This is a genomic window from Paenibacillus sp. Y859, assembly GCF_056786405.1.
In genome coordinates this window covers 804,905-817,547 of the sequence record NZ_JBXCIZ010000001.1, presented here as the reverse complement: position 1 = coordinate 817,547, position 12,643 = coordinate 804,905, and the positions used below count along the sequence as shown (strand labels likewise).

At 39.7% G+C, this 12,643-nt stretch carries 10 protein-coding genes; 8 read left to right on the top strand and 2 right to left on the bottom strand.

The features are described 5' to 3' along the window. Positions 1-18: 18 nt before the first annotated feature. Complete coding sequence (locus AC1TO8_RS04150; protein WP_482054329.1) at positions 19-918, bottom strand: carbohydrate ABC transporter permease; 900 nt, start codon at positions 916-918, stop codon at positions 19-21. A gap of 289 nt (positions 919-1,207) precedes the next feature. On the opposite strand from AC1TO8_RS04150, the gene AC1TO8_RS04145 reads away from it, so the two are divergent. From AC1TO8_RS04145 to AC1TO8_RS04110, 8 genes are all read left to right on the top strand, one after another. Continuing rightward, positions 1,208-2,173, top strand: a complete 966-nt coding sequence (locus AC1TO8_RS04145) for an ABC transporter permease (protein WP_482054328.1) — start codon at positions 1,208-1,210, stop codon at positions 2,171-2,173. 34 nt (positions 2,174-2,207) lie between these two features. After that, positions 2,208-3,731 (top strand): extracellular solute-binding protein, encoded by a 1,524-nt coding sequence (locus AC1TO8_RS04140; RefSeq protein ID WP_482054327.1) that lies wholly within the window; start codon positions 2,208-2,210, stop codon positions 3,729-3,731. A gap of 177 nt (positions 3,732-3,908) precedes the next feature. Beyond that, complete coding sequence (locus AC1TO8_RS04135) at positions 3,909-5,021, top strand: glycoside hydrolase family 88/105 protein (protein WP_482054326.1); 1,113 nt, start codon at positions 3,909-3,911, stop codon at positions 5,019-5,021. Between the two features lie 30 nt (positions 5,022-5,051). Further along, the gene (locus AC1TO8_RS04130) at positions 5,052-6,413 is read left to right on the top strand and encodes a glycoside hydrolase family 28 protein (protein WP_482054325.1); all 1,362 of its coding nucleotides are present in this window, start codon (positions 5,052-5,054) and stop codon (positions 6,411-6,413) included. 57 nt (positions 6,414-6,470) lie between these two features. Further along, complete coding sequence (locus AC1TO8_RS04125; protein ID WP_482054506.1) at positions 6,471-7,427, top strand: pectinesterase family protein; 957 nt, start codon at positions 6,471-6,473, stop codon at positions 7,425-7,427. 17 nt (positions 7,428-7,444) lie between these two features. Continuing rightward, entirely contained in the window at positions 7,445-9,031 is a 1,587-nt protein-coding gene (locus tag AC1TO8_RS04120) for a glycoside hydrolase family 43 protein (protein ID WP_482054324.1), read from the top strand. A gap of 192 nt (positions 9,032-9,223) precedes the next feature. Next, complete coding sequence (locus AC1TO8_RS04115) at positions 9,224-9,784, top strand: hypothetical protein (RefSeq protein ID WP_482054323.1); 561 nt, start codon at positions 9,224-9,226, stop codon at positions 9,782-9,784. 380 nt (positions 9,785-10,164) lie between these two features. Further along, the gene (locus AC1TO8_RS04110; protein ID WP_482054322.1) at positions 10,165-11,448 is read left to right on the top strand and encodes a DEAD/DEAH box helicase; all 1,284 of its coding nucleotides are present in this window, start codon (positions 10,165-10,167) and stop codon (positions 11,446-11,448) included. 11 nt (positions 11,449-11,459) lie between these two features. On the opposite strand, the gene AC1TO8_RS04105 is transcribed toward AC1TO8_RS04110, so the two are convergent. Beyond that, positions 11,460-12,608, bottom strand: coding sequence for a DHHW family protein (locus AC1TO8_RS04105; protein ID WP_482054321.1), 1,149 nt, complete (start codon positions 12,606-12,608; stop codon positions 11,460-11,462). Between the last annotated feature and the right edge of the window lie 35 nt (positions 12,609-12,643).

Below are 12,643 nucleotides of genomic sequence, written 5' to 3'. Positions count from 1 at the left end.
ATATATACGAGCTGAATATTATCCCTTTACCGCTCCCATCAATGCACCCTTATTGAAGTGTTTCTGCACGAAAGGATAGCATATGAGCATTGGAACTGTGGCAACTACGATAACAGCCATTTTGACCGTTTGTGCGGGTGGAATGATATCCACTGAAGTTCCTTCAGCTTGCATCCCACTGGAGACGATAACGATTTGACGAAGTAATACTTGAATCGTCCATTTGGATGAGTCTGTAAGATAGAGAATCGCTTGCGTATACGTATTCCAGTAAGCGACTGCGTAAAAGAGAGAGATGGTCGCTATGGATGGTAGCGCGAGCGGAAGCATTATTTTAAAGAAGATACCTAAATCATTACAACCGTCAATCTTAGCTGATTCTTCTAATTCTTCCGGAAGAGCTTGGAAGAAGTTCCGCATAATAATCATGTTGAAGGCGTTAATAGCAACAGGTAGAATCAGTGCCCAATAAGAATTGATAAGTCCGACACTCTTTACAACTAAGAAAGTAGGTATCATCCCACCGCTGAACAATAAAGAGAATACGACTAAAAAGTTGATAGTAACTCTACCTGGAAGGTACTTTCTTGATAATCCATAGGCCATCGTGGACGTCAGGGCCATACTTACGATTGTTCCAACTGCAGTAGTTCCAATCGAAACTGCAAGTCCTTTAAAGATCGTTGAAGTTGACAGGATGTACTTATAAGCATCCAGTGAAAATGTTCTTGGAAACAGCATGAACCTTCTCTCGATCATTTCTTGTGTGGAAGAAAAGGAACTAGCGATAATATTAATAAACGGCAATAGACAGGCCAGAGCAAGTAGTAACAATATAAGGTTATTTGCTATTGCGAAAAGACGGCTGCCAAGGGACTCTTTGTTAATTGTACTCTCTATACGTGTTCTCTGTATCATGTATGTTCCTCCTCTTAATTGATGTTGCATTTAAATTGTAACAAGAGAGTCGCATTCCGTGAATAATCCGGTCATGTCTTATTCGCCTTTTATTCATTTAATGGATGGAAGTATGTTGAAATCTAAGAGTAATCATTACTTGCTGAATGGTCATTAAATGAGTTGAATAGTTAAAAATCCTAGTGTTTATAAGGGAATGTAATCGCTGTCATTAAATGATTATATACGTAATGCGATAAATTATTTAAGCTGAACAGGCAAACAACGATTAGATAGAGGAGGATGAGAAGTGAAGAGTTCTACTGTAACCGCAACCAATATAAATTTAGAGAAATTGGAAAAGGGGAAAATAGCAACAGCTATTGCAAATTTAATGAAATATAAATTGCTGTATCTTATGATACTTCCCGGGCTAGTGTACTTCATTATATTTAAGTATTTGCCAATGGCGGGATTGGTCATTTCGTTTCAAGACTATCAACCATATCTAGGGATCACAGGAAGCGAGTGGGTAGGGTTTAAGCATTTCATTCGATTGTTTACGGAACCAACCTTTTTTATGTTGTTACGTAACACATTGATACTCTTTGGAATGAATATACTATTTTTCTTCCCATTACCTATTATTGTGGCGTTAATGTTAAATGAGGTAACAAATCGTTTCTTCAAAAATATGATTCAAACGATTATTTACATTCCACACTTTATGTCATGGGTTATCATCGTTTCCATCACTTATGTGTTCCTATCATTAGACGGTGGGGTAGTCAATGAATTGATAGCTTCTTTGGGAGGAGAAAAGATAGGCTTCTTAACTTCACCAGAGTGGCTAAGGACGATGTATATCGGACAAATCATTTGGAAGGAACTTGGGTGGTCAACCATTATTTATCTAGCTGCTGTCACTACAGTAGATCCAACGCTTTATGAAGCAGCGGGAATGGATGGTGCAGGACGCTTAAGAAAAATGTGGCACGTAACACTACCAGCAATTCGCCCAGTCATCATTACGTTGCTAATATTGAAAATTGGTAGCACGCTAGATCTTGGTTTTGAGCATATGTTCTTGCTCTTAAATTCATTAAACCGCGAAGTTGCTGAAATATTTGATACTTATATTTACACAGCAGGTTTAAAAAATGGTCAGTTAAGTTTCAGTACGACAATGGGGCTGTTTAAAGGGGTGGTTGGATTAGTATTAGTCGTAGCAGCTAATAAATTTGCTAGGAAAATAGGGGAAGATGGCGTGTATTAAGACAGACAATAGAAAATAGAGAAGGAGCATTACAATGAAAAAGAAATTAATGAGTACGGTACTTGTCCTTTCTTTAATGGGTTCAATTCTGGCAGCATGTGGGGCAGATAAGGGGAATACAGTACAAAGTAATAACAGTGGTGGTACTTCTGCCAGTGTAGAAACTGAAAAGCCACTTGAATTTACTTGGTTAAATATTCTGCATACGGCATCACCTCCAACGGAAGTAATTAAGAGCAAGATTGAGGAATATACGAATACTAAAATCACCTTTAATTGGGTTCCGGATGCATCTAAAGAGGAACGGATAACGACTTCTCTTGCTTCGGGTCAGTTAGCAGATATCGTTACTCTAACAATGTTGACGAATTCATCAGTTAGAAGTTCTTTAAAGTCAGGATTGTTCTGGGATGTAAACAGTTATATTGATGATTATGAGAATTTAAAGAAAATATCACCAGAAGTAAGAAATGCAGCATCGATCGAGGGCAAACTTTATGGGGTTCCTTTCCAAAAGAACTTGGCGCGTGGTGGGTTAATTTTCCGTCAAGATTGGCTTGATAAATTAGGACTACCTATACCAACAACTTTGGATGAGGTATACGAAATTGCAAGAGCGTTTACAGAAGATGATCCAGATGGTAATGGTAAGGATGATACGATAGGTTTTGGTGACAGATCTGATTTAAGGTACGGTAGCTTTAAAACACTAAGTTCCTATTTCGGAACGCCGAATGGTTGGGCGGTAGATGAGAGTGGTAAGTTCACTCCTGAATTCGATACACCACAATATTTAGAAACTCTTAACTTCTCGAAGAAGTTATATGAGAATAAATATTTGGCTCAAGATTTCGCGGTAACTGCTAAAACGGACCAAGAAGCACAATTTGCACAAGGAAAATCAGGAATTTATACTGGGATGGTTGGTATTGGTGGTTTGCAAAACCTAGCACTAGGATTGCAGAGCGAAATGAAATTAGTACCAGTTAATAAAATCTCCAATGGAGACGGTGTATATCGTATTTGGTCAGAGGGAAGCGGAGTAGGTGGTTTGTTGGCATTCCCTAAATCAGATGTCAAAACAGAAGATGAATTAAAGAGATTGCTTCAATTCGTAAATGATTTGATTGATGAAGAAGCATTTATGTTAATGACTGGCGGTATTGAAGGAACTCACTATGAGTTCGATGCAGATGGAGCTTACAAAGTTATTGATAAAGATAAATGGCAAGCCGATGTGCAACCATTCTCAAGTAGCAGACCTAGTGAAATCGCAATTACTTTGAAGGCTGATAACGCTGAGAAACAATTATCGAATGAATTGATCAGAGAAAATGATGATTATGCTGTGTTTGACCCTACAGTTCCATTGGATTCAGCTACAGCAAATGAAAAGGGTTCTGAATTAGAAAAAATCGTTATAGATGCAACTTTCAAATACATCATGGGCCAAGCTACTGAAGATGACTTTAAAAAGGCAGTAGAATCTTGGAAGAAAAATGGTGGATCAGCGATTACGGCTGAATACGAAGAAGCTTATAAAAAAACACAAAAGTAAATAGTTATTAAGCTGATCCCACCTTAAGGTGGGATCACTTTTAACAATTAGTTAGCGAAAACAACTTAAAGGTGAATTTATGAAGAACATGGCGAGATTATGCTAGAACCATATTTATTGATTGTTGGATGAAAAGGATTGTGTAAATGATAAAAATATATGTTGGAGGGGATTTACATGAATAAACAATGGGCGATCCAAACAGCCGATTCCATCATGGAACGTACACCGAAACTATACGAGGACAAAGGGAAAAAGGGGAAATGGTCATATGATTATGGTGTGATTCTAAAAGGATTCGAGTTGCTGTTCAAGCAAACGGGAGATCGTAAATATTTGCAATTCATTCAAGATAATATGGACTATTTCATTCAAGAAGACGGGAGCATTCAAGGTTATCGTCTTGACGAGTACAATATCGACCACATCAATAATGGGAAATTATTATTCCTTCTATATAAAGAAACGAAGCAAGAGAAGTACAAACAAGCTGCGATTTTATTAAGAGGACAATTAAACACACATCCGCGTACATCGGAAGGTGCGTTTTGGCATAAGGAAATATATCCGTATCAAATTTGGTTAGATGGTCTTTATATGGGAGCACCTTTCTATCTGGAATACTTGTTGACGTTCGAAGAAGGACAAGGATTAGACGATGTGACGAAACAATTTATTCTGTGCGAGAAGCATACGAAGGATTCCAGTACAGGTCTGCTATACCATGCTTGGGATGAACAACGTGTTCAACTGTGGTGTGATCCCGATACGGGACTATCCTCTAACTTTTGGGGGCGTTCATTAGGTTGGTATCTCATGGCGTTAGTGGACGTATTGGAGATATTACCGACTGAACATGCAGATTATCAAGAACTCGTGCGTATTCTAAACGATACTTTAAACGCTTTGAAGAAGGTTCAGGATGCCGAATCTGGGGTCTGGTATCAAGTGGTCAATCTTGGGGATCGCAAAGGGAATTATCTAGAGGCATCTGCTTCCAGCATGATTACCTATGCAATGGCTAAAGGGATTCGATTAGGGGTATTGAATACGAGTTGGGATGAAACATTGGACTTAGCTTTTAATGGATTGATCACAGAGTTTGTACTTGAAACCAAAGAAGGATGGGTAAATCTCAATAAAAACTGTGAAGTTGCTGGCTTAGGTGTAGGTGAGAAGCGTGACGGTAGCTTTGAGTATTATATTAGTGAACCTATCGTTACTAACGATCAAAAGGGATTAGGTGCATTCCTGCAAGCTTGCGGTGAGTATGAACAATTAAGACGATAGAAAAGAATATAAACAATGGGTGAGAGGCGGATGGATATGTATAATATCGTAGACTACGGAGCGATTAGGGATAGTGGGACGCTTGCAACGGAGGCTATTGCGTCTGCAATTGAAGCGGCAAGCAACGCAGGTGGAGGAACGGTTCATATTCCCGCAGGAACTTACCTAACCGGAGCAATTATTATGAAAAGTAATATTGAATTGAATCTAAGTCCAGGCGCTGTACTATCATTCAGCACGAATCCAAAGGATTATCCTGTCGTTGTATCCAGATGGGAAGGTGTGAAGCAAGAGGTCTATGCTTCATGTGTGTATGGCGAAAATTTGTATAATGTATCCATTACAGGAAGTGGAACTATAGAGGGAAATGGTCAAGCATGGTGGGATTTATTCCGTAATAATCGGCAGAACCTACAATATCCAAGACCGAAGCTAATCAGCTTCGATCGTTGTCAGCGGGTGACAATCAAAGATGTAACACTTAAGAATTCCCCGAGCTGGACCGTGAATCCGATCGCTTGTTATGATGTTACGGTTGATAATGTGTCTATTCTTAATCCAGCTGATTCACCGAATACAGACGGTATCGATCCAGAGTCCTGTTCTAATGTTCGTATTAGCAACTGCAATATTGATGTGGGTGATGATTGCATCGCTATAAAGGCAGGAACGGAAGATACAGAAGAACGAATTCCTTGTGAGAATATTACGATTACGAACTGTACCATGGTTCATGGACATGGAGCTGTCGTACTTGGAAGTGAGATGAGCGGGGATATTCGTAATGTGACGATTAGCAACTGTATTTTCAAACAAACCGATCGTGGTATTCGTATGAAATCAAGACGAGGACGCGGGGGAACCGTTGAGGATGTGCGTATTAGTAATATTGTGATGGAAGAAGTACTATGTCCATTTACGATGAACTTGTATTATTTCTGTGGACCGCGTGGGAAAGAGAAGTATGTATGGGATAAGAACCCGTATCCGATTACGGTAGAGACACCAAGTTTCAGACGCATCCATTTCGCTAACATTACTGCGCGTAATGTTCAGGCTTCTGCAGGGTTCATATATGGGCTCGCTGAGCAATATGTTTCAGAAGTTACGTTTACTAATATTGATATTTCTATGGCGTCAAACGGCACTCCGGGTCAACCTGATATGATGGCAGGTCTTAAGGATATGAATAACCGAGGTTTTTATTTGGGGAATGTGAGAGATGTCCAATTTCATCAGGTGACGATCGAGAACCATGAAGGACCTGCTTTTTACATTGAAAATGGCGAAGATGTTGAAATTATCAATTGTCATTCAAGAAACACAAGTAAGCCAGAAAAGCTTGTAGAACAAGTTACGGTATCGCCTTCAGAGCAAAATGTTCCTGAGTAGGGGGTAGATCATGGGTATTGATAAATTAATAATGAAGGGAATATAAAACCAACTATGATACTGGTAGGAAAAGAACCCTTTTGTGATTTTCATATGATACAAGCAGCAGTTGATTCGCTAGAGCAGGAATGTTCAACCGAAGCTGAAACGTTGGTTATATTGTCCGGTATCTATGAAGAAGAGGTGCGAATATATCGTTCGCATCTTACCATAGTAGGTGTTGGGCATGTGGAGATTCGGATGAATCGATATGCGAAAGAACGGGACGAGACAGGGGCAGAAATCGAAACCTTTGCAACCCCAACCTTATTTTTGGGAGGAAGTCATCTTGTCTTGGACAATCTCACCATTGTGAACTCAGCCGGACAAGGGGAAGATATTGGTCAGGCCATTGCAGTCTACGCCCACTGTGATGAAACGATTTTTAGAAATTGTACCTTTAAAGGATATCAAGATACATTATTTACAGGTCCAATGCCACCCGCACCTAGAGAGCGACTAGAGTTTGGCGGAGTTCCTATACGGGAACATCATACCCACTATCGCCAGCTATATCAGAATTGCTATATTGAGGGAACCGTAGATTTTATATTTGGTGGAGCAACGGCATATTTTGAACGATGTGAAATTCGTAGTTTAAGACATTGTGAGAATGAAGCAGGTTATATTACAGCGGCATCTACACCCGAGGGTGCAGCAAACGGTTATATTTTCAATCAATGTTTCTTAACAGCAGAACCTAATATTTCTCCGGTATTTCTGGGACGTCCTTGGCGTGAATATGCCAAGACTGCATTTGTGAATTGTCAGATGGATGACCATATACATCCCCTTGGATGGGATCATTGGAATAATGCCGCTAATAAGACAACGGTCTGCTATCAGGAATATGGTGTGAAGGACATTAGTGCATTGCGTGTGGCACGAGTGCCATGGGCAGATTGTTTTGAAACAGTAGAATTAGAATTAAGTAAGGAGTATGTTTTTGCTAATTCGAGTTTGGCAAATAAGTAAAAGGATTGGTGAGAGCTATGACTAACATGATTGAAAACCCGATATTAAGAGGATTTAATCCAGATCCGTATATTATAAGAGTCAAGGATACTTACTATATTCTAGTATCTTCGTTTGAATGGCTTCCAGGAGTAAGGGTGTATGAATCGAAGGACTTGGCTCATTGGGAGCATTGTACGGATATCTTAACTGATCAAGTTGATTTAAGAGGAAATGCGAAAAATTGTAGCATTTGGGCGCCGCAACTCAGTTACCACGATAACCTATTTCATCTAGTATATACGGACGTGAAGAGCACTAAGCGCCCATTCAAGGACGCTCATAATTATCTCATCACTGCAAAATCGATTGAAGGACCATGGTCAGAACCGATCTACCTCAATAGTAGTGGATTCGACCCTTCATTATTCCACGATGATGATGGACGTAAGTGGTTGTTGAATGCGTTGTGGGATTATCGTATTACAGAAGGAAATAAATCCAGTGGTATTGTTATGCAAGAATATGATAGTAAACAACAACGAGTTATTGGTGATCCGATTAAACTATTTGATTGTACGCCATTAAAGAAAACAGAAGCACCCCACATTTATAAACAAAATGGTTACTATTATCTTATTACAGCAGAAGGTGGGACAGGCTCAGATCATGCAGTTACTGTAGCACGCTCTAAGGAACTATTAGGACCCTATGAAGTTGACCCACTGAATCCAATGCTTACTTCTAGCGGCCTGCCTGAGTTGGAGCTGCAATGTGCAGGGCATGGCAGTCTCGTGCAGACGCCAGATGGGGAATGGTATATGGCGCATTTATGTACTCGTCCCATTGATGGGAAGTATGCCATACTAGGACGGGAGTCCGCTTTACAGCAAGTGTATTGGGATGAAGAAGGTTGGTTGCGATTAACTGCAGGTGGTAATACGCCACAAGTCCATGTTCCAGCACCTAAAGGGATATCCGTGAAAGTACAACAACCACGTCATCTATTTGAAGATTCCTTCGAGGGTCCACAATTAAAGAAAACATGGAATACGTTGCGGATACTAGCAGACGACAGTTGGTGCTCATTTACAAAGCGTCCCGGTTATCTTCGATTGACGGCTGGAGAATCTATTCAAAGTCTCTTCCAACACCATATAATTGCGATACGGCAAACGGATAAACGTTTTCGAGTTGATACGGCTCTAGAGTATGATCCTGAAATTTATTTGCAAATGGCAGGGTTGTTACTATATCTTAATGATGAGAATTATCTATATGCGTATGTCAGTCATGAAGAGGGACAAGGAAAAGTATTAAGGATGATGAGATGTGAGGAAAATTCGTTTACATTAGTTCCTGAAGCGATAGTGATTGAAGATAATCATCCAATCCATTTAGCTGTTGATGTGAATGAGACAGAAGGTCAATTCTATTACCATATTGGGAATGAATCGGCATGGGTACCACTATTAGAGAAGCAAAACATCAGTTTCTTATCAGGTGGATTTACTGGAAATTTTGTTGGTATTGCAGCCCACGATATGCAACAGTTTCAAGGGAGTTACGCTGATTTCGTTCACTTCCGTTATCAAGGAAACGATGATGGAACCTCTCAAGAATAAATTTACGAGAGCGCTTATGCAACCTATACAAAAAAACGAACCCGAGTGTTATTCCTTGAAAGGGAATGACACCCGGGTTTTTAGCTATTTTTCAACTTATACGATCTTTTGTGCATAATAGTAAAATAAGAAGTGAAAACTATGTTCATGGTGTAACATTCGAATATAAGTTAATCCTAAGGGGGCAACAAGATGATACGTAATAAAGAGAGCATTCGGCGTCGTATTCTATCGACATTTCTTCTACTCATCTGTATATTCACTCTACTAAGTGGTTGTTCTAAGGCACAACCTGAATCACAAGGATCAACTCCATTAGTAAAAACCCCACCAGCTACAGTATCGGACATGAATGACACAACAAAACAATTAAATCCACAAACAGATGCAACTGTATCGGATACAGAGGGAATTCCCGCTGGTGTGACAATCAAAAAAGTAATCAAAGATGAAGTGATAAAGAATGACTATCGTAAGATGGTAGAATTGCTTTCGGATGGTGGTAAGCGAATAACAATTTCTGATTTGAATCGGAAGGTTATCATGCGGCAACTTGAATATGAGGGAGTCATCCTAGAAGTTTCTGGACATCAGGTCACCGTTCAAGTGGAACGAGGAGGACAACAAACTTTGACTATCCCAAGTGATGTTGTCATTGACGATGAGGATAAACTTGGACTAAACAAAGGTGTTGAAATCGAATGGGACGTAGATACCGATGGACAAATCCTAACCGTGGAATTGGATGATTAATTGGAGAGCAACGATAATGAATCATCTACAGTAAGCTACCATCAAAATAGAAGCGGGTAAATTCTCGCTTCTATTTGTGCGCTTATTTGTGTTATACTTATATGTTATGACATAAAGTAACGAAGTTAAAAAGAAATGTATTTATAATTAAGGAGACAACATGACATTTAATGAATTGAATATTATACNACAAATCCTAACCGTGGAATTGGATGATTAATTGGAGAGCAACGATAATGAATCATCTACAGTAAGCTACCATCAAAATAGAAGCGGGTAAATTCTCGCTTCTATTTGTGCGCTTATTTGTGTTATACTTATATGTTATGACATAAAGTAACGAAGTTAAAAAGAAATGTATTTATAATTAAGGAGACAACATGACATTTAATGAATTGAATATTATACCCGAGATTCTAAAGGCTTTAAGTAAAGAGAATTATACTACTCCGACCCCTATACAGGAACAGTCGATTCCAGCTGTGTTAGCTGGTAAAGATCTACTTGGTTGCGCTCAGACTGGAACAGGGAAGACTGCCGCGTTTGCTATACCGATTATCCAACGATTGAATGAACAGCAAAGTAAACCTAACGCTGTGCGCCGTGTTCGTTCATTGATTCTAACACCGACAAGGGAACTTGCCCTGCAGATTTCTGACAATATTAAATCGTATAGTCAATATACCAACGTGAATTGTACTGCGATCGTGGGTGGCGTGTCGCAAAAAGTGCAGGAACGGGCGCTAAATCATGGTGCGGATATTATTATTGCTACGCCAGGTAGACTGATTGATCTTATCACTCAAAAACGTATTGATCTACAATATGTTCAAATCGCTGTACTTGATGAAGCTGATCGAATGTTAGATATGGGCTTTATTCATGATGTAAAGAGGATTATGGCCAAGATGCCGAACAAAAAACAGACACTCTTCTTCTCGGCAACGATGCCACCTGAAATATCCAAAATGGTTAAATTGTTATTAGTTGATCCAGTAAAGGTAGAGATTGCTCCGGTGTCATCGACAGCTGACAGAATTAAACAATCTGTTTATATGCTAGCAACGGGAAATAAGCAGAAACAATTGAATCACTTATTACTAGATAAATCGATTGTTTCGGCATTGGTGTTTACCCGCACGAAGCGTGGTGCTGATCGGGTTGTGCGCGATCTGACTAAAGAGAATGTTTCTGCTCAGGCTATTCACGGAAATAAGTCTCAAATAGACAGACAGAAGGCATTAAGTAATTTCAAAAGCGGTGTAACGCGAGTGCTCGTAGCGACAGACATCGCAGCTAGAGGAATTGATATCGATGAACTTTCTCATGTTATTAATTTCAACCTTCCTAATATTCCAGAAACCTATGTGCATCGAATTGGTCGTACCGGTAGAGCTGGGTTGAGCGGGAGTGCGATTTCCTTTTGCGAAGTGGATGAACTTCCGTTCCTCAGCGATATAGAGAAATTAATCGGGAAGAGCATCCCAGAGGTGAAGGATCATGCCTATCCGATGCCTAAATCAAGTCAATCTACGAAGGTGGAAGGTTCATCGAAACCTACAGCTAGGAAACCTGCAAAACCCACCCAACCCTCTAAGCCGGCTAAATCGAAGGAGAACCCAACTCGTAAGCCCAAGAGTGAATGGTTTACAAAAAGAAAGTAAACATATCTAATTTAATATCCGAGTTTCAATATTTCTCTATTATCAACAAAAGTTGAAGTATTGAACAACATCAATACTTCATCAATCTCATTCTCGGTCATATAATCACTAATATTTCCGTTGTAATAACGCAGGTCGATGACGTGAATTTCCGGTACATGAAGGGCTAGAAATGGAAGCACACTATGTGCGTAGGAATCCTTGAGAACGAGCAGCTTCTGCTGCTCAATGTCTACGGGTTTAATATCGCTAGTGATGGTCATCAGCGCATGAACTCCACCGAGGAAATACGAGTATTTATCTTTTGTATCCAAATAACTAGAGTCGTATAGACCAGAGACTGTTTCATTCGTGTCCGCAATATACAGTTCCGAAATGACTGGCGATTTCGGTAAATAGACTTCAATGGAATCCGCATTCAATCTGTTGAATTGACTCCGCGTTTGATAGCTTCCTAAGAATGAATCGGTGACGGTTTCAATCGTAAACTCCGATTCCATTTTTACTTTCCATCCCATTTTCTCAGCATACGCTTGATAAGCTAAATAAGCACCATAGGTCGTCCAATGATGATCCGTTCGATAGTATATTGGTGTGGTGTCGCTAGCGGCAGGACGTAGATAATCAAACCCATCAATGAAAGACAAGTTGTCTCCCAACTGCTCACGAATGAATTCGTTCACCTTTGATTGGGGATAAGCGGAAGCAAGCCAAGGCAGTCGTTCTGGGTATAAGCCAATCGAGGTTGGTGCAAGCATGAACGTTATATGAGTATCAGGGTGCTTAATAACAAACTTGTTAACAGCATCTGTATATTTCTGTACGGTTTCATAATAAGGCTGATTGAATTTCTCGAATAAATAGCCGTTATGGCCTTTGTAGATCCCATTGTTCTCCTGCTGAAGTCGTAGTTGTTCCATGGTCGATTTAACGGCAACCCATTTGTCCCGATAGGGGAAATGATCTGTAATATAGCTTTCTGTCTGTTCTGAGAATGTTTTCGACCAAAGATTGTCCCATGTGAATTGAGGAATCTTTTGCAGGTTACGGTTCTCCGTGTCAGAGAAATAAGATTTAGGAAGAAGAAGGAATAAGAAGAGCATGGCAAACAGAATAGTGACAAATCCAACGATATACAATTGATCTACACGTTTATTCATCTTGTTCATGCTCCTTCTTTAGTAAGAATTTTTGA

Bases quoted from the DNA above. Each gene is read 5' to 3' on its own strand.
- AC1TO8_RS04130 (WP_482054325.1), top strand. From the start codon at position 5,052: ATGGATATGTATAATATCGTAGACTACGGAGCGATTAGGGATAGTGGG.
- AC1TO8_RS04110 (WP_482054322.1), top strand. From the start codon at position 10,165: ATGACATTTAATGAATTGAATATTATACCCGAGATTCTAAAGGCTTTA.
- AC1TO8_RS04150 (WP_482054329.1), bottom strand. From the start codon at position 918: ATGATACAGAGAACACGTATAGAGAGTACAATTAACAAAGAGTCCCTT.
- AC1TO8_RS04120 (WP_482054324.1), top strand. From the start codon at position 7,445: ATGACTAACATGATTGAAAACCCGATATTAAGAGGATTTAATCCAGAT.
- AC1TO8_RS04140 (WP_482054327.1), top strand. From the start codon at position 2,208: ATGAAAAAGAAATTAATGAGTACGGTACTTGTCCTTTCTTTAATGGGT.
- AC1TO8_RS04115 (WP_482054323.1), top strand. From the start codon at position 9,224: ATGATACGTAATAAAGAGAGCATTCGGCGTCGTATTCTATCGACATTT.
- AC1TO8_RS04135 (WP_482054326.1), top strand. From the start codon at position 3,909: ATGAATAAACAATGGGCGATCCAAACAGCCGATTCCATCATGGAACGT.
- AC1TO8_RS04105 (WP_482054321.1), bottom strand. From the start codon at position 12,608: ATGAATAAACGTGTAGATCAATTGTATATCGTTGGATTTGTCACTATT.